This window comes from Streptomyces sp. NPDC101237 (assembly GCF_044767465.1).
Taxonomy (GTDB): Bacteria; Actinomycetota; Actinomycetes; order Streptomycetales; family Streptomycetaceae; genus Streptomyces; species Streptomyces gramineus.
The window spans coordinates 52,357-69,374 of sequence record NZ_JBIWNY010000037.1; the positions used below are offsets into that span (position 1 = coordinate 52,357).

The following is a 17,018-nucleotide window of genomic DNA, read 5'->3' on the forward strand; positions in this document are numbered from 1 at the left end:
GCGGGCGGATCACGTCACCGCGGCGCGCCGTACTCGTCCAGTTCCACGAGGGGTACGTCCACGTCGTCGGCCAGCCGCAGGCGGTGGCCGCCCGGCCAGAGCTGGACGGGCCGGGTGACGGGCCGTTCGTCGACGTACGTGCCGTTGACCGAGCCCAGGTCGGTGACGTAGAGCCGGCCCGCGCGCCAGGTCAGTTCGGCGTGCCGGCGGGAGAGCTGGTCGAGCGCGGCCAGGTCCGTGACGTGGGCGCAGTCTGCGGCGTCCCGTCCCAGCCGCGTGGGCCCCTGGCCCTCGGCGCGTACGGGGACGAGGGCACCGGCGAGCACGAGGGCGAGGCAGGGCGCGGCGGACGGGGGCTGCCGGGCGGGCGGTGCCGTGGTCCCCTCGCGCGGCTCGCGGGGGTCCGGCCGGGCCGACGGCCGGGCGGGGCGGTCACGGGGCCGGTCGGCGAGCGCCTCGGGCCGGGCGTCCGCGACACCGTCCGCGTCCGCGTCCGTGCCGGGACGCGGTCCGGAGCCGTCCGGCGCACCGGTCCGCGGCGCGTCGTCCGGTTCCGCGGTCACGTAGACCCGTTCGGGAACGAGCCGTTCCCACTGGTGAACCGCGCAGAAGCCGCGCCGGTCCGAGGACGGGCACTCGTCCGGGGTCACCGGGCAGCGGTAGCGGATGGTCACGGTCGCCATGTGTTCTCCCCGAAGGTCACCCCTCGTGCGGACAGGTCGCGCTCCAGGGCGCTGAGTTCACCGGGGCGCGGTACGCCGATGATGTGCACGGCCCGGCCGGTGACCTGGATCTGGAGTTCCGGCCGGTCGGCCGTGCGGTGCAGATGGGGGCCGTACCGGCGGGTGCCGAGCGACGTGCGCGGGGTCAGGTTCTGGTTGGCGGAGCCGCGCCACACCAGCGCGGTCGGTTCGCCGGCCCGGTACCGTCCGGTGACGACGGCGTCCGCACGGTCGAGCACGGCCGTGGCCTCGGGCGAGGCGGCGATCTCGGCGTCCTCCCAGCCGGTGTAGACGAGCAGGTCGGCGTCGGCCCGGCCCTCGGCGACGCGTACCCGGTCGGCCGCGTCGAGCAGCGCGGCCAGGGCGGCCGGCTGCTCCAGCGGTTCGCCGCCGCTGACGGTCAGTCCGTCGTAGCCCTCGGCCAGGCCCCGCCGCCACAGCGCCGCCAGCCGTGCCACGCCGACGTCGTGGCCGCCGCGCGGGTCCCAGGTGTGCCGGGACATGCAGCCGGCACAGGCGAGCGGGCAGCCCTGCACCCAGACGCCGAGGCGCCGGCCGGGCCCGAGCGCGGTCACCGGCCCGAGCACCTGGGACACCCGCAGCACGGGTTCCGCCGGGTGCGGCACGGCCCGTGCCGCCGCGCGGTCGCCGTCGTTCACCGCCATCGCCGCACCTTCAGCGTGTAGGCCTCGTCCTGTCCGTCCACCGCTTCGATCTCGATGTGCTCGCCGGGCCGGGCCGGCTGGTGGAACAGTTCTCTGGAGAGCGGGTTGACCAGCGCGGACTCCACGGCGGTCACCACTCCGCGGCCGCCGTGGTCGAGGCGGCGGGTGGCCTCGACGCGCAGGACCTCCCAGGGGTCGTCGCGGATCGTCAGCTCGGCGCCGTGCACCTCCTTGACGCGGCCGGCCACCGAGCCGAGGGCCTTGTTGAGGATCGGCGCGACCGAGTCGGGCTGGATGAAGTCCATGGCGACGAAGCTGTCGCCGAACCGGTTGCGCAGTTCGGGCCGGCCGATGTGGTCGTTGAAGAAGGTGTCGAAGGCGGCGCGCAACGCCTCGCGCACGTCCTCGGGCCGGTCGTGCCGGCTGAGCCGGGGCTGCCGTGCCGCCGCCTCGGCCTCCGGGTCGGCCTCCGGGTCGGCGTCGCCCTGTTCGCTCGTGGCCCCGCGCCGGTTCCTCGGCCGCATCACCTCGGCCGACACCCCGAGGTTCGAGGTGAAGATCAGCACGCACTCGGTGAAGTGGACGGTGGCGCCCTGTCCGTCGGTCAGCCGGCCGTCCTCCAGGATCTGCAGGAACAGGTCGAACAGCCGTGGGTGGGCCTTGTCGATCTCGTCGAAGAGCAGCACGCTCATCGGCGACGCCCGTACCGCGTTGGTCAGTTCGCCGCCCGCGCTGTGCCCGACGAAGCCGGGCGGGGCCCCGATCAGCCGGTCCCTGGCGTGCTCCTCGGCGAACTCGCTCATGTCGAAGCGGATCGGGCGGGCGTCCTCGCCGAGGATCATCTTGGCGACGCCCTTGGCGAGTTCGGTCTTGCCGACCCCGGTCGGCCCGGACAGGAAGAGGGTGCCGCGGGGCCTGCTGGGAGAGCTGGAGGACTGGGCGCCGGTCAGTCCGGCGGCCGAGCGCATGAAGATCTCGATGGTCCGCCGCACGGCGTGCGGCTGGCCGATGACCGCCGCGTTGAGATAGTCCTCGCCGTTGAGGATGTTCTCCCGGACGGCCTGTGTGGCCCAGGGGTTGTCCAGGACGCCGACCCGGTACAGCCGGGCGGCCTCGTCGAGGCGGCTGAGCGGCAGCCCCCGGTCGGCGGCCATCCGGCCCACCGCCAGGATCTCCCCGACCCCCATGCCGTACGAGGAGCGGGCCAGTGCCTCGGTCGCCTGCCGCTGCTCGGCCTCCGTCGCGGGTGAGGCCTCCCCGGTGCCGCCGTCCCCGTCCTCGGCCGGCGGGCGGCTCGCCAGGCGCTCGACCACGAACCGGCCGGCCGCGTGCCGCTGGTCGTGCGGCGGCTCGGGGACCGTGATGACACGTAACGCCCGGCTGCCGATGGCGAATTCGAGCGGCAGGTCCTCCTGCTTCTCGACCACCCAGAAGATCGTGTTGTACGGCGTCACGTCCCCGGTGCCGCGCACCGGGCGCGCGGTGTGGCCGAGTTCCTCGGCGGCGGCGAGCAGGCGGGCCGCCTCACCGGCCACCGGACCGCGGGGCGAGCCGAGCCGGGCGGTGTAGGGGATGATCAGGCCGATCGCGGGGCCCGTGTGCTGGACCGTGCCGATCATGATCTCCCGGAAGCGGGCGATGCCGGCCTCGACGTCGCCGTCGTCGGCGTCGTCCCGGCCCGCGTCGGCGGCGTCGCGGGCCGCTGCGTCGCGTGCGGCGCGTTCACGGTCGGCGCGGGCGTCCTCCTCGGCCATGCGGCGCAGGGCGGGCGGCAGCGAGAACGGGTCGCCGGTCAGCCGCCAGGCGACCACCCGGTCGTCGACCATGCTCTGCCGGGCCAGGGCGCCGTAGCCGCGGCCGCGGCAGACCGACTCGATGACCTCCTCCAGCGTGAACGGCGTGGGCGGGCGGCCCGGTTCGGGCGCGGCGACGCCGCCCTCGTCGTCCTCGGCCAGCAGGAAGACGTCCCGTACGTTGCCGGTGAGGAGGATCTGCGGGTACACGGTGAGCGCCATGTCCAGCTCGCGGATCCAGGCCGGGGCGAGGACGGCGGGCGCCCGGTCCTTGCGGAAGGCATCCGTGGTGTCAGCGCTCACGCTGCCGCTCCTGTCCGTACGTGGTGGACCGCGCGGGCCTGGTGCGCCGTGTCCTGCGCCGCTCCGGCCGCCCGTCCCGCTCCCGCTGGTCCGCGGCCTCGCCCTCGCCCTCGCCCTCGCCGGTACGGTCGTGGGCGAGGCCGGTGTCGGGCCAGGTCCCGTCGGGCACCACGGCCGTGGGCCGTACTCCGGGCGGCAGCGCGGACGTCCGCGCCAGGCCGACGCCGTGCGCGCGCACCGCCTCCTCGATGCCGGGCAACTGCTCGTCGCAGAACCAGCGCTGGACCTCGCGGTCGGTCTCCGGGTCCGTCTCCTCCTCGGCGACCAGCACGGTGCTGAGGCCGGGCCGGTCGGCGGCGAGCGCCAGCCGCACCCCGTAGCCGTCGGCCTCGTCGAAGGGCACGACGACGCTGCCGTGCTCCGCGAGCAGGTCGGCGAAGTCCTCGCCCACGGCGTAGTCGCGCTCGCGCAGCACCCGCATCAGGGTGTCCGCGACCGTCGAGCGGTGCCGGGCGGTGTCCGCGCGGGCCACGGCCAGGTCGACCTCGCCCTCCAGCCGGGACGGGTCGGGCGCCTCGCGCACGGCCTCCGCCAGCCGCTCCCGCTCGGCGGGTTCGGCGTCGTCGAGCCGGTCGAGCAGGCGGGCGCGCAGCGCGTCGTCCCGGAGTGCGTCGCGCTGCCGCCGGGTCGACCGGTGCACGAGCACGCCGAGGTCGTGCAGGAGCAGCCGGGCCTCCTCGGCGGTGCGGGCCCGGCGCAGCGCGTCCAGTCGGCGTGCGAAGACGGGCAGGTCGGCGGGCTCGCAGGACGGACCGTCGCGGGTGAGGAGCGCCTCGGCCTCGACCAGCGCGGCGGCCCTGACCTGGTCGGTGCGGTCGGTCCGGCGGGCGGCGGGGGCGGTCCCGGGCCGGGCCTCGCGGGCGGGGCCCGCCGCCGGGCCGCCGTCGTCCCGTGCCTGCTTCCCGGTGTCCGGGAGCGACCACACGCCGGCGGCGGCGCGGGCGAGTTCGGTCTCCGCGCGTTCGTTGACGGCCTGGGCCGACGCCAGCGCGGCGGCGAGTTCGGACGAGTCGGCGGAGCCGGGCACGCTGACGACGTGCACGTCGATCTTGGCCGTCCCGTAGGCGCGGCGCAGGGACCTGGCCTGACCGCGAAGATTGCGCGAGCGGCTGATCTCCTGCGCGAGCCGGGCGCGCAGGTCCCGCCGCCGTTCCGCCTCGACGTCGACGTAGGTCCACTCGTATGCAGCGGAGTTGCTCACTGACCCTCCCCCAGGGCCGCCGTGTCACAGGGTGCAATGATGCATCACCGACGGTCCCCGTGGCTCCTGTTCGGCGATCTCGGCGCCGTCTTCTGCGTGCGCTGTTACGGTGCCTGGCGGAGAGGGGGTGGTGAGCTTGTCGTTCCTGACGGACGCGGTCGAGGCGATCCGGGCCAACTGGGACGAGCTGTACGGGCTGCTGGACGTCCCCGCGCGTCGTGAGGCGCGGGAGATCCTGGCGGACGCCGAGGCCGATCCCGAGGCGGCGGCGGCCGAACTGCACGCCCTCGTCAAGCCGTTCGTTCCTCCCGGGCATCCGCTGCGCCCGCTGCTGACCCCGTCCGGTGTGCGCTTCCGGCCGGCGGTCGGCCCGGCGGCGGAACGGCCGTCGCTCCTGGCGTCACTGCTCCTGCTGCGTTCGGACGACGCGCGGGAGGCACCGGGCCCCGAGGGGCCTCCCGCCGGCGCGCCGGCGCCCGTGGCGGTCCCGTCGTACCGTCCCGACCAGGACGACGCCTGGCTGCTCGCCGAACCCTCGGTGGACCTTTCCGCCCAGGTCCTGGCGACGGCCCGGTTCCGTCACCTGATCAGGCTCACCGACGGCCAGGACACCGCGCACGTCCCGGCGTTCCAGCTGGACCCGGTGACCGGCGACCCGTACCCGGTGGTCGTGGAGATCAACAGGATGCTGTCGGCCGACGAGGACCCGTGGGGCGCCGCGGACTGGTGGCTGGGCTCGAACGTGTGGCTGAACGCAGCGCCCGCCAGGCTGCTGGGCACCGGGGCGGACGACGCCCTGCTGTCCGCCGCGCGGGCCGAGACCCCGGAGTGGTGAGCACGTGCCCGACCAGATGATCCCCGCCCCGGCCGTCCGCGCCACCCCGCACCGCCATGTGCTGCCCGCCGGTACCGAGCTGTGGCGGGTGCACAGCGAGCGCCGTGACGCCACCGAGTTCAAGCCCGTGCCGGCCGACCTGCACTGGGGCGGCGGCCGGTTCTGCCACATCAGGGACGAACTGAGCCCCGAGCGGCTCCCCTACCTGTACGCGGGTCTGTCCCCGCTGACCGCGCTGTGCGAGACCCTGGCGCGTGACCTGCGGGTGCGTCCGGACGGGCGGCGGCGCATCACTCAGCCGAGGGTCCGGGGCATGCGGCTGTCGAAGGTCGTCGCGGCGGTCGACCTGCCGCTGGTCGACCTGACGGACAACGCCCACCTGGCGGCGGTCCACCAGGACATCTGGCTCGTGCAGGCGGAGGCTCCGGCCTATCCGCGCACCCGGCGCTGGGGCTCCTGGATCCGCGGCCAGGCCGACTGGGCGGTGGGCCTGCGCTGGCCCTCGCGCCAGGACTCGGGCCTGCTCTCCGGCGAGGCGTGCGCCCTGTACGAGCCGGAGAACGGCCCCGCGCTGCTGAAGCCGTCGTCACAGCCCGCGGTGGAGCTGGACACCCCGGCCGGACGCGACTACGTGAACGGCCTGCTCGCCCCGCTGCGCATCCGCGTCGAGCACCCCCGCAAGCGGGTGTGACCCCGCACGGCCGTGGTGCCGTGCCGCTCCGGGCTCCTACTCGTCCGAGTCGGGCTTGCCTTTCGCCGCCGCGTACGCCTGGGCGGGTGTCATCGGCACCCCGTTGAGGCTGACCGTCCGGTAGGGGCTGACCTTGGCGCAGGTCTTGGAGTCGTCGGCGGTGGAGGCGTTGGCGTTGGAGATGGCGGCCTTGGTGTCGCCGGACTTGGCCGGGTAGCTGGTGCCGGTGGTCCAGTCGCCGCCGATGACCAGGGTCACGCCGGTGCCGGAGCCCTTCTTGACGTGCGAGGCGGGCACGTCCAGCGCCTTGGCGACGGTCTGCGCCTCGGCCTTGTCGCCGCTGCCGTAGCTCACGGTGGTCGTGGACGCGGAACTCGGCGCGTTGGCCGTGGTGGTCCTGCTGCTGAAGCCCTGCGAGATCAGCGAGCTCGCGATCGCGGAGGCGCGGCCGGTGATGTCGGTGCCGTTCTCGACGGTCACGGCGACCTGGGAGGCGGGGACGGTCGCGGTGGGCTTCGGCTTCGCGGTGGCCCCGGCGGCCGAGGACTTCTTGCCCGAGCTGGTGGTGAGCGACTGGTCGTTGGCCATGGTCGCGAACAGGTCCTTGGCGCCGGCGCCCACCACCACGCGGTTGCTGTTGGCCGGGTCCGGGGCGGTCTGCATGGTGGTGAAGGTCATCCGCTTGGTGGGGACCTTGTTCACGTCGGCCGCGAGCGAGATCAGCTTGCTGACACTGCCGAGGCCGTCGTCGACGGTGAGCGCCTTGGTGGCGGCGTCGGCGAGCTTGTAGACCGCGGTGGGGTCGGTGAGGGTGCCCGCGCTCTTGAAGTTGCGCATCATCGCGCTGAGGAAGATGTGCTGGGAGACGGTACGGCCGAGGTCGCTGCCGTCACCGAAGCCGTGCCGGGAGCGGACGAACTCCAGGGCGGCCTCGCCCTTGAGGGTGTGGGCGCCCTTGGACAGCTTGAGGTGCGAGTAGGTGTCGTACACGTCGGAGCTGACGCAGACACCGACGCCGCCGACCGCGTCGGACATCTTGACCACGCCCGAGAAGTCCAGCTTGACGAAGTGGTCGATGGTGATGCCGGTGAGCTGGTGGATGGTGTCCACCTGGCAGGCGGGTCCGTACTCCAGGGCGCTGTTGACCTGGCCGTAGAAGCCGGACGTGGACTGGCCGCTCTCCTTGTCCTTGCAGGCCGGCACGTTGACCATGGTGTCGCGGGGGATGCTCATGACCGTGGCGTTGGAGCGGTCCGCGGATATGTGGACGACCATCTCGACGTCCGCGTTGCCGTTGCCGGTCTGCACCCCGGTGGTGCGGCAGCCGCCGCCGAGCTTGCAGTCCTCGGAGCTGGTCCGGCCGTCCGATCCGATCACCAGGATGTTGATCGGGGTCCGGCCGAACGCGTCGGCCTTCTCGGTGCCGCCCTTGCCGTCGAGGGAGACGCTGTTGATGTTGCCGTTCAGATGCTCGTAGAACCACCAGCCGGCGCCCGCCGTGACCAGGACGAGGGCGGCGGTGATGAGCCCGACGGCCTTCAGCACCCGGCGGCCGCGGCTCGTCGGCCTGGCCCGTCGGGTCCCTCTGCCGCCGCGGGATCTGGCCGCCTGCCGGGCCGCGGCCCGGCCGCCGGTCGGGCGCGTCCCGTCGGGCAGGGGTCCGCGCTGGCCGGGCACCCGGTCGGTGCGGCTCCGCGTGGCCTGCCCCCCGGGGCCGTCCCACGGGTCGGTCATCTTCCACTCCCAGGAAAGGGTTGGGCCCGCGACAGTAGGGTCGTCCCGTACGCGGCGGTGTACGGGCAGGCGCGAGGTGGGCCCACTTGGGTTGCGTGATTGCGCAATCTAACAAACCCACGGCCCGAGCAGCACAGCTCCCGCTCGATTTCACAGGTGAGTGATCTCATGGAAACGCCCGGGAACCTTTGCGGAACCACGGGAGCGCCGGCACCGTCCGGGCCGCCCGGCCGTCCTCAGACCCCGGCCTCGCGCAGGGGCCGCAGCGGAACCGGAACGTGGTACGAGCGGGCGGTCAGCTGTCCGACGGCCACGCGTACGACGGTCACGATGTCGGGATCGTCGACGTAGTAGATCTGCCGGCGGCCTTCCCTGCGGGACCGCACCAGGCCGGCGAGCTTGAGCTTGGCGAGGTGCTGGCTGACCGCGGGCAGGGCGCCGCCGACCCGGTCGGCGAGGCAGGTGACGTCGCTCTCGCCCTGGGACAGCGCCCACACGAGATGCAGCCGGGCCGGCGAGGCGAGCAGCCCGAACACCGCGGCCGCCTCGGTCAGCACCCCGTCGGAGGGGTCCGTGACACCGCCGGTGTCCTCCGCCACAGCCCGCTCCCTCCCTCACCGTCGTCGCACAGAAGTGCACTCAGTGTAGGCGTGCGGTCACCGGCGCCCGCACGCCCTCCCCGGAATGTCCGCCACGTGTTCTCCGCATGGTCATGAGTGGGTGACAGATCATCGACGGCTCGGCGTCGGACTCCCCGAACGGCCTCCGCCGTTCCTAAGCTTGCGCAACAAGGCAACTGAACCGGGCACCGCCCGTACCGGGAGGACAACGAACGTGGGCATCATCGGCTGGATCATCCTGGGCCTCCTCGCCGGAGCCATCGCCAAGGTCCTGCTGCCGGGCCGTGACCCGGGGGGCCTGATCGGCACCACCCTCATCGGCATCGCGGGCGCCTTCGTCGGCGGCTGGCTGTCGGCGCGTTTCCTCGACCGCCCGGTGGAGAAGCAGTTCTTCGACCTGTACACCTGGGGTGCCGCGATAGCCGGCTCCCTGGTCCTCCTCATCGCCTACCGGCTGCTGTTCGGCAACTCGCGCGACCGGGCCCGGCGGTGACTCCGGTCACCTTCCCGGGCCGGAGCCAGTCACGACATTCCGGAAGTACGCGGACCGCGGGCGCACGACATTCCGGATGTAGGTGGACGGGCCCGCGGGCCGTGTCAACCGGGCGTGGGAGCCCGCCGCGCAGCCAAGGCGCCGATTCCACTTCCACCCCGCGGGCAGTCATGTGACACTGGCGTCCCGTCCGCAGTGTGGACACCTCGGCACACCGTCCCCCACGAGAAGTGCGACTTGCGTTCTCTACCACTGCCTCTCGCCCTCACCGCGCGCCTGACGCCGGTCGCCGTGCTCGCCTGTGCGGGCTGGGCGATGGCGTCGGGTCCGGACACGACGTCCACCGCCTCCGGTGACACCCCGGCCCAGCAGACGGCCGGCCGGTCCACGAGCGGCGCCCCGTCGTCCTCCACGACGTCCACGGCGGCCGCCAAGACGTACGCCGGCGCGCCCGCGCCCTGCACCAGCATCCCCGTCGCCACCGTCAAGTCGCTGGTGCCGGGCGCGAAGACGGCCGGCAAGGAGATCCCCTCCACCGACACCAAGCTGCGCCGCACCTGCTCGTGGAACGCGCTCAAGGGGTACGACTACCGCTGGCTCGACGTCTCCTTCGAGATCATGGACACGGACGCGGCGGCGGCGAAGGAGTACAGGGAACGGGTCGCGGAGAAGAGCGGCGGCGGAGCCGTGCCGGGGCTCGGCGACGGCGGCTACTCGGTGGTCAACCTCACCACCGAGGACAAGCAGCAGACCCGTGAGGGCGTGGTGCTGGCCCAGGTCTCCAACGCGCTGGTGGTCGTCACGTACAACGGCAGCGACTTCGAGAACAAGAAGGCGCCGGACACGGACGAGATCAATAAGGGTGCCATCAAGGCGGCGAAGAGCGCGGTGGCCGCGCTGAAGGGCGGCGGGTAGCGTCGCACCACCGGCCGCCCTCCGCGGTCACTCCGCTTCGGGGGTGCGCCTGGTCAGCAGCGTCAGACCCACGTACAGCACCAGGGACGTGCCCAGGCCGACGGCCCAGCCGTAGTCGGCGAGCGAGGACAGCGCCGGGATCGGGCGGCCGTCGGTCAGCGGTTCGAAGCTGGCGCCGCCGACGGCGAGCACACCGCCGACGAGGAAGGCGAGGACGGCCCGCCAGTTCCAGCCCCCGTGGTACCAGTAGCGGCCGCCCGTGCGGTACAGGTCGGCCAGGTCGAGACGGGTGCGGCGCAGCAGCCAGTAGTCGGCGATCAGGATGCCGGCGACCGTGCCGAGCAGACCGCCGACCAGGCCGAGCCAGGTGAAGATGTAGCCCTGCGGGTCGGAGTACAGCTTCCACGGGAAGATCAGGACCGCGAGCACCGAGGTGATCAGCGCGCCGGTACGGAAACTGATCCTCCGGGGCGCGATGTTGGAGAAGTCGAACGCCGGCGACACCAGGTTGGCCGCGATGTTCACGGACAGGGTCGCGACGAGGACGGTGACCAGGGCGTAGAGCAGCCCGACCACGTTGTCCGTCTTGGCGGCCAGCTGGACCGGGTCCCAGACCGGCCGGCCGTAGACGGCCTGGGAGCCGGAGGTCACCAGGACCGACAGGAACGCGAACAGGGTCATGGTGGTGGGCAGTCCGAGGGCCTGGCCCCATGTCTGCGCCTTCTGGCTCCTGCCGTACCGGGTGAAGTCGGGGATGTTCAGGCTCAGGGTGGACCAGAAGCCGATCATGCCCATCAGGGAGGGCCAGAACAGCTTCCAGAAGTCGCCGCCCCAGCCGAGCTTGGAGGGCTGGTCGAAGAGCGGGCCGACGCCGCCGGCCTTGTCGCTCATCCAGACCAGCATCACCAGCGCGCCGACGATCACGAAGGGCGCGGCCCAGTTCTCGAAGCGGCGGATGGTCTCCATGCCCCGGTGGATGATGGCGACCTGGAGCACCCAGAAGAGCGCGAAGGACAGCCACATGGTCCAGGCGTAGCCGCCGATGTGCGAGGCGTTCGCCCAGCTGTCGCCGATGAGCTTGCCGGCCAGGAAGTAGATGGCCTCGCCGCCGATCCAGGTCTGGATGCCGAACCAGCCGCAGGCCACCAACGCCCGCACGACGGCGGGGAGGTTGGCGCCGCGGACGCCGAAGGAGGCGCGGGCGAAGACCGGGAAGGGGATGCCGTACTTCGGTCCGGCGTGCCCGGTGAGCAGCATCGGCACGAGGACGATCAGGTTGGCCAGGGCGATGGTGAACACGGCCTGTTTCCAGTCCATGCCGACCGCGATCAGCCCGGAGGCCAGGGTCCAGGACGCCGTGTTGTGGGCCATGCCGACCCAGAGCGCGGAGAAGTTGTAGGTGGTCCAGGTGCGCTTCTCGACGGGGACGGGCAGCAGGTCCGCGTTGGCGTAGGGACCGGCCGGCGGCGGGGAGCCCGGAGCGAGCTCGACGCGGCCGTCGGAGGCGGTGACGTGGCCGGACGGAGGTATGGCTGTGGGAGCGGTGTCGGTCATGGGCAGGCCAATCGGGAGGAGACGGGACGGAAGACAGGCCGTGCGGGCGGGGCGGGGGGGTACGCGTGCGGGGTGCGCCCTGACCCCCTTCCCGGGACGGCGGGAAGGGGGAGACCAACTGTCGGAAACGAGCTAGCCGTTGACGGCCGGGATCACCGTGCTCCCGTAGGCGTCGATGGTGGCTTCCTGCGCGTCGTGCATGTCGTAGACGGCGAACTGGTCGACGCCCAGCTCGCGCAGTGCGTTCAGCTTCTCGATGTGCTTCTCGGGCGGTCCGATGACGCAGAACCGGTCGACGATCTCGTCGGGGACGAACGCGGTGTCGGGGTTGCCGCTGCGTCCGTGGTGCGCGTAGTCGTACGCCTGACGGGACTTGATGTAGTCGGTGAGTTCGTCGGGTACGGCGGCGGAGTGCTCGCCGTACCTGGCCACGAGGTCGGCGACGTGGTTGCCGACCATGCCGCCGAACCAGCGGCACTGCTCGCGGGCGTGCGCCAGCGCCTCGGGCGAGTCGTCGGCGGTGACGTACGCCGGGGCGGCGACGCAGATCCTGACCTCGGACGGGTCGCGTCCGGCGGCCTCCGCCGCGTCCTTCACCGCCTTGACCATGTACTCGGTGAGGTAGAGGTCGGCGAGCTGGAGGATGAAGCCGTCCGCCTCCTCGCCGGTCATCTTCAGTGCCTTCGGGCCGTACGCGGCCATCCAGACGGGGAGTTCGGCGCCGGGCCTGATCCACGGGAAGCGGATCACCGTGCCGCCCAGGTCGGCCTCCTCCCCCCGGCCCAGGGCCCGGATGACCTTCATGGCCTCGCTGATCCGGGCGAGGGTGTTGGGCTTGCGTCCGGCCACCCGCATCGCGGAGTCGCCGCGGCCGATGCCGCAGACCGTGCGGTTGCCGAACATGTCGTTGAGGGTGGCGAAGGTGGAGGCGGTGACCTCCCAGGTGCGGGTGCCCGGGTTGGTGACCATCGGGCCGACCGTCAGCTTCGAGGTGTTGGCGAGGATCTGGCTGTAGATCACGAACGGCTCCTGCCAGAGCACGGCGGAGTCGAAGGTCCAGCCGTACGAGAACCCGTTGCGTTCGGCCCGCTTCATCAGGCTGACGACACGGGAGGCCGGCGGGTCGGTCTGCAGGACGAGTCCGAAGTCCATGGGCGCCACTCCTAGTTGAGGTACTGACAGGTGGAGCGCGGGGTGTAGACGCCGTGCCCGGCGTGTCCGGTGTACTCCCGCTCGGTGATGACCGGTTCGCCGCGCGAGAGGACCGTCTCGACCCGGCCGGTGAGCCGCCTGCCCTCGTACGCCGAGTAGTCGACGTTCATGTGGTGGGTCTCGGCGGAGACGACCTGCTCGGCGTGCGGGTCGTAGATGACGACGTCGGCGTCGGCGCCCGGGGTGATGGTGCCCTTCTTCGGGTACATCCCGAACATGCGCGCCGGGTTGGCGCAGGCGATCTCGATCCAGCGACGGCGCGAGAGGTGGCCGTCGACGACCGCCTGGTGCAGCAGGTCCATGCGGTTCTCGACGCCGGGCAGACCGTTGGGGATCTTCGAGAAGTCGCCTCGTCCCAGTTCCTTCTGGCCGACGAAGCAGAACGGGCAGTGGTCGGTGGAGACCACCTGGAGGTCGTCGGTCCGCAGGCCCTGCCAGAGCTTGGCCTGGTGCTCCCTGGGACGAAGCGGCGTGCTGCACACGTACTTCGAGCCCTCGAAGTCCGGCTCGGCGAGGTTGTCGGTCGACAGGAACAGGTACTGCGGGCAGGTCTCGCCGAAGACCGGCAGCCCCTCGTCGCGCGCCCGCGCCAGTTCGGCCACCGCCTCCATCGCCGAGACGTGGACGACGTACAGCGGCGCGCCGGCCACCTGCGCGAGCCGGATCGCCCGGTGCGTGGCCTCGGCCTCCAGCAGGGCCTTGCGGACCTCGCCGTGGAAGCGGGGGTCGGTCTCGCCGCGGGCCAGCGCCTGTTCCACCAGCACGTCGATGGCGATGCCGTTCTCGGCGTGCATCATGATCAGGCCGCCGTTCTCGGCGGAGCGCTGCATGGCGCGCAGGATCTGGCCGTCGTCGGAGTAGAAGACGCCGGGGTAGGCCATGAACTGCTTGAAGGAGGTCACGCCCTCCTCGACCAGCAGGTCCATCTCCTTGAGCGTCTCCTGGTTCACGTCGGAGACGATCATGTGGAAGCCGTAGTCGATCGCGCAGTTGCCCTCGGCCTTGGCGTGCCAGGCGTCGAGCCCCTCGCGCAGACCGTGCCCGACGCTCTGCACGGCGAAGTCGACGATCGTCGTCGTGCCTCCCCAGGCGGCGGCCCGGGTGCCGGTCTCGAAGGTGTCGGAGGCGAACGTGCCGCCGAACGGCAGCTCCATGTGGGTGTGGGCGTCGACACCGCCTGGGATGACGTACTTGCCGGTGGCGTCGATGGTCCGCTCCGCGGTGAACGCCTCGGCGGCGGGGGTCGACGAGGCGGCCAGGGCGGCGATGCGGCCGTCCTCGATCAGGACGTCGGCGTGGATCTCGTCGGACGCGGTGATGACGAGTCCGCCGCGGATTACTGTACGGCCGGTCATGGGGTCCTCTCCTTCGTGGTCACGTGCGGGTCCGACGTGGCTGGTCGCGCGGTCCCCCGCCCCCTGACGGGGCGTCGTGAACGCCGGTTCTACGGTGCGGTGATCGGGCCGTACGCGTCGGGGCGGCGGTCCCGGAAGAACTGCCAGCGGTCCCGGACCTCCCGCAGCTTGGCCAGGTCCAGGTCGCGGACGACGAGTTCGGTCTCCTTGTCGGAGGCCACCTCGCCGGCGAACTGGCCCTCCGGGTCGACGAAGTACGAGGTGCCGTAGAAGTCGTTGTCGCCCAGGTCCTCCACGCCGACCCGGTTGATCGCGCCGACGAAGTACTCGTTGGCGACGGCCGCCGCCGGCTGCTCCAGCTGCCAGAGGTAGCGGGAGAGTCCGCGCGAGGTGGCCGACGGGTTGAAGACGATCTCCGCTCCGCCGAGGCCCAGCGCCCGCCAGCCCTCCGGGAAGTGCCGGTCGTAGCAGATGTAGACGCCGATCCGTCCGACCGCGGTCTCGAAGACCGGCCAGCCGGCGTTCCCCGGACGGAAGTAGAACTTCTCCCAGAATCCCGGGACCTGGGGGATGTGGTGCTTGCGGTACTTGCCGAGGTAGGAGCCGTCCGCGTCGATCACGGCCGCGGTGTTGTAGAGGACGCCGGGCTGCTCCTCCTCGTACACCGGGAGGATCAGGACGATGCCCAGCTCCCGCGCGAGGGCCTGGAAGCGCTGGACGACCGGCCCCTCCGGCACCTGCTCGGCGTACTCGTAGAAGGCCTTGTCCTGGACCTGGCAGAAGTAGGGTCCGTAGAACAGCTCCTGGAAGCACAGGACCTGGGCGCCCTGGGCCGCCGCGTCGCGGGCGGCCTGCTCGTGGACCTGGATCATCGACTCCTTGTCGCCGGTCCAGGCGGTCTGGAACAGGGCGGCACGGATCACTCGGCTCATCGGGACCTCCGGTCGCTCGGGCGTGTGTCGCTCGATGTGCGAGGAGCCTAGGAAGCCCGGAAGCGGGCGCTGAGTGCCAGCGTGTCACGTCTGCGGACGTTCCGCGTGGCACCGTGTCACGCCGTCCCCGGCTCATGTTTCACCGCCGTTCTCCCAGGTCGTCGCATGTTTCACTCCTGTTGCGCGTCGTGCGCGAGGAGCGCGATGTGCACGGAGGCCGCCTGTTCGAAGTCGTCGAGGTCGACGCCGAGCCGGCCCTGTATGGCCTCCAGGCGGCGGTACAGCGCGGGCCGCGAGACGTGGTGCAGCTGCGCGGTGCGGGACTTGTTGCGTCCGGTGGCGAGGTAGGTCCGCAGGACGCCCAGCAGGTCCTGCTCGACGCCCTCGCCGCGGAGCAGCCCGTCCAGCTCGCGCTCGGCGAAGGACTGGACGTGCGGGTCGTCGCGGAGCAGCCGGACCAGGCCCCGCAGATGGACGTCACGGAGCCGGACCACGGGCGGCAGGTCGAGGGCGGCCGAGGAGTCGGCGACGGCGTCGGCCACGTGCCGGGCCTCGCGCAGCCCGGCGGGCACGTCGTCCCAGGCGGTACGGGGGCCGGCCGCGGCGACCACCGCGTGCGGCCCGGCCGACTCACCGTGCAGCCGGACCGCGAAGTGCGTGGCGAGGGCGTCGGCGTCCTGGTCGCGGGCGAGGCTGAGCAGGACGGCGGTGACGCGTTCGGTGAGTTCGGCGACGAGTCCGGGCAGCCCCAGCAGCCGCAGGACCCGCTCCAGCCGGGCCGCCTCGGCGTCCCGGACGACGACGGGCACGAAGGTCCGCCGGTTGACCGGGAGTCCGGCCGCCCGCGCCCTGGGCAGCAGCTGCCGGGCGGGGACGACTCCGGAGACCAGGTCGGTGAGCAGGCTCTGCGCGGACTGCTCCTCCCAGCTGCGGGCGGAGCCGCCGCCGAGCATGCGGTGCAGGACGAGGGCCTCGGCGCCGCGGTCGGCGAGCAGCCGTCCGGTGCCGGTGTCGCCGCGGTACCCGCAGAGCACGATCCGGCCCCAGCGCTCGCCGCGGCCGCCGAGTTCGGCCCGGATCCAGCCGTCGCCCTCGCCGCCGCCGGCCTGCCGGGCGATGCGCTCCCAGTCACGCAGGACGTCGTCCACGGCCGACCGCTCCCCCGCGGTGGCCAGTACCCGGTGGGCGAGGTTGGTGACGACGACCGGGCAGGCGCTGTGCCCGGCGACCTCGTCGAGGAGGCGTTGCAGGGGCGCACCGGCGGTGATGAGACCCGTGAGGGCGGTACGGACCGACTCGGAGAGGCTGACGGCCGCGAACTTCCGCCGCACCAGCCGGGACTGGACCTCCTCGGTCAGCTCGGCGAAGGGGAAGGGGCGGTGCAGGACCACCAGGGGCAGGCCGCAGCGGTCCGCCGCGCGGCGCATGGCGTCGGGCGGGGACGGGAAGGCCCGGCCGAGGCCGAGGACGATCGCGGCGGCCTCGGCCCGGTGCAGGGACTGGACGTACTCGGCCTGTTTGTGCGCGTCGTCGGCGAGCAGCACGCCCGTGGTGAGGACCATCTCGCCGCCGGTCAGCATGACTCCGACGTCGGGGGCCTCGGCGACGTGCACCCAGCGGACCGGGCGGTCGAGGTGGGCGGCGCCGGCGACGACCTCGGGGTCACCGGCGAGAACCCGTTCCAGGGCGAGGATCTGACGGACGGACAGGATGGGGTCGGTTGTCCTCGCGGGCTCCCAGGTGGTGGTCATCTTGCCGGTCCCTCGGTCGGGTTTCGGTGCGTCCGGGCCTGCGGGCCCGGTGGGGGCAGGTCGCGGGGGGGGGGGCGCCCCCCGCCGGCCCGGGGGCCCCCCCCCCCGCGCCCCCCCCCCGCCCCCGGCGCGCGCCCCCCCGCCCCCGGCGGGGGCGCGCCCCCCGCGTGGGAGCAACGACC

The 17,018-nt window shown here is 72.7% G+C and carries 15 protein-coding genes; 4 read left to right on the forward strand and 11 right to left on the reverse strand.

Annotated features, from left to right (window positions below):
- Window positions 1–14: 14 nt before the first annotated feature.
- From ACIRQ9_RS36475 to ACIRQ9_RS36490, 4 genes are read right to left on the reverse strand one after another with little or no spacing between them, the layout of a single operon-like run.
- Window positions 15–683, reverse strand: coding sequence for an FHA domain-containing protein (locus ACIRQ9_RS36475; protein ID WP_404183766.1), 669 nt, complete (start codon window positions 681–683; stop codon window positions 15–17).
- Entirely contained in the window at window positions 671–1,387 is a 717-nt protein-coding gene (locus tag ACIRQ9_RS36480; protein ID WP_404183769.1) for a 4Fe-4S single cluster domain-containing protein, read from the reverse strand. Before ACIRQ9_RS36480 ends, ACIRQ9_RS36475 begins: the two co-directional genes overlap by 13 nt.
- Window positions 1,378–3,483, reverse strand: a complete 2,106-nt coding sequence (locus ACIRQ9_RS36485) for an AAA family ATPase (protein ID WP_404183771.1) — start codon at window positions 3,481–3,483, stop codon at window positions 1,378–1,380. The genes ACIRQ9_RS36480 and ACIRQ9_RS36485 overlap by 10 nt, the downstream gene beginning before the upstream one ends.
- Window positions 3,473–4,744: a hypothetical protein gene (locus tag ACIRQ9_RS36490; protein ID WP_404183774.1), complete on the reverse strand. Its 1,272-nt coding sequence runs from the start codon at window positions 4,742–4,744 to the stop codon at window positions 3,473–3,475. The genes ACIRQ9_RS36485 and ACIRQ9_RS36490 overlap by 11 nt, the downstream gene beginning before the upstream one ends.
- Before the next feature lie 130 nt (window positions 4,745–4,874).
- Here ACIRQ9_RS36490 and ACIRQ9_RS36495 point away from each other — a divergent pair, with 130 nt between their 5' ends.
- Together ACIRQ9_RS36495 and ACIRQ9_RS36500 are read left to right on the forward strand one after the other, a co-directional pair.
- Entirely contained in the window at window positions 4,875–5,579 is a 705-nt protein-coding gene (locus ACIRQ9_RS36495) for a hypothetical protein (RefSeq protein WP_404183777.1), read from the forward strand.
- 4 nt (window positions 5,580–5,583) lie between these two features.
- Entirely contained in the window at window positions 5,584–6,270 is a 687-nt protein-coding gene (locus ACIRQ9_RS36500; RefSeq protein WP_404183780.1) for an RES family NAD+ phosphorylase, read from the forward strand.
- A gap of 36 nt (window positions 6,271–6,306) precedes the next feature.
- Here ACIRQ9_RS36500 and ACIRQ9_RS36505 read toward each other — a convergent pair whose 3' ends face one another.
- Together ACIRQ9_RS36505 and ACIRQ9_RS36510 are read right to left on the reverse strand one after the other, a co-directional pair.
- Window positions 6,307–8,004 (reverse strand): LCP family protein, encoded by a 1,698-nt coding sequence (locus tag ACIRQ9_RS36505; protein WP_404183783.1) that lies wholly within the window; start codon window positions 8,002–8,004, stop codon window positions 6,307–6,309.
- Window positions 8,005–8,240: 236 nt separating this feature from the next.
- Entirely contained in the window at window positions 8,241–8,603 is a 363-nt protein-coding gene (locus ACIRQ9_RS36510) for an ArsR/SmtB family transcription factor (RefSeq protein ID WP_404183786.1), read from the reverse strand.
- A 235-nt stretch (window positions 8,604–8,838) separates the two neighbouring features.
- On the opposite strand from ACIRQ9_RS36510, the gene ACIRQ9_RS36515 reads away from it, so the two are divergent.
- Entirely contained in the window at window positions 8,839–9,117 is a 279-nt protein-coding gene (locus ACIRQ9_RS36515) for a GlsB/YeaQ/YmgE family stress response membrane protein (RefSeq protein WP_404183789.1), read from the forward strand.
- 237 nt (window positions 9,118–9,354) lie between these two features.
- On the forward strand, window positions 9,355–10,032 hold the full coding sequence (locus ACIRQ9_RS36520) for a hypothetical protein (RefSeq protein ID WP_404183792.1): 678 nt from the start codon (window positions 9,355–9,357) through the stop codon (window positions 10,030–10,032).
- 27 nt (window positions 10,033–10,059) lie between these two features.
- Here the strand turns inward: ACIRQ9_RS36520 and ACIRQ9_RS36525 are convergent, their stop codons facing one another.
- The 5 genes from ACIRQ9_RS36525 to ACIRQ9_RS36545 all read right to left on the reverse strand — a co-directional run bounded on the left by ACIRQ9_RS36525 (window position 10,060) and on the right by ACIRQ9_RS36545 (window position 16,836).
- A complete protein-coding gene (locus tag ACIRQ9_RS36525; RefSeq protein WP_404183795.1) occupies window positions 10,060–11,586 on the reverse strand; it encodes an NCS1 family nucleobase:cation symporter-1 in 1,527 nt (508 codons plus the stop codon).
- 132 nt (window positions 11,587–11,718) lie between these two features.
- A complete protein-coding gene (locus tag ACIRQ9_RS36530; RefSeq protein WP_404183798.1) occupies window positions 11,719–12,738 on the reverse strand; it encodes a TIGR03842 family LLM class F420-dependent oxidoreductase in 1,020 nt (339 codons plus the stop codon).
- Between the two features lie 11 nt (window positions 12,739–12,749).
- On the reverse strand, window positions 12,750–14,153 hold the full coding sequence (gene hydA / locus ACIRQ9_RS36535; RefSeq protein ID WP_404183800.1) for a dihydropyrimidinase: 1,404 nt from the start codon (window positions 14,151–14,153) through the stop codon (window positions 12,750–12,752).
- Between the two features lie 89 nt (window positions 14,154–14,242).
- The gene (locus ACIRQ9_RS36540) at window positions 14,243–15,085 is read right to left on the reverse strand and encodes a nitrilase-related carbon-nitrogen hydrolase (protein WP_404183803.1); all 843 of its coding nucleotides are present in this window, start codon (window positions 15,083–15,085) and stop codon (window positions 14,243–14,245) included.
- A 170-nt stretch (window positions 15,086–15,255) separates the two neighbouring features.
- Entirely contained in the window at window positions 15,256–16,836 is a 1,581-nt protein-coding gene (locus tag ACIRQ9_RS36545; RefSeq protein ID WP_404183806.1) for a PucR family transcriptional regulator, read from the reverse strand.
- Between the last annotated feature and the right edge of the window lie 182 nt (window positions 16,837–17,018).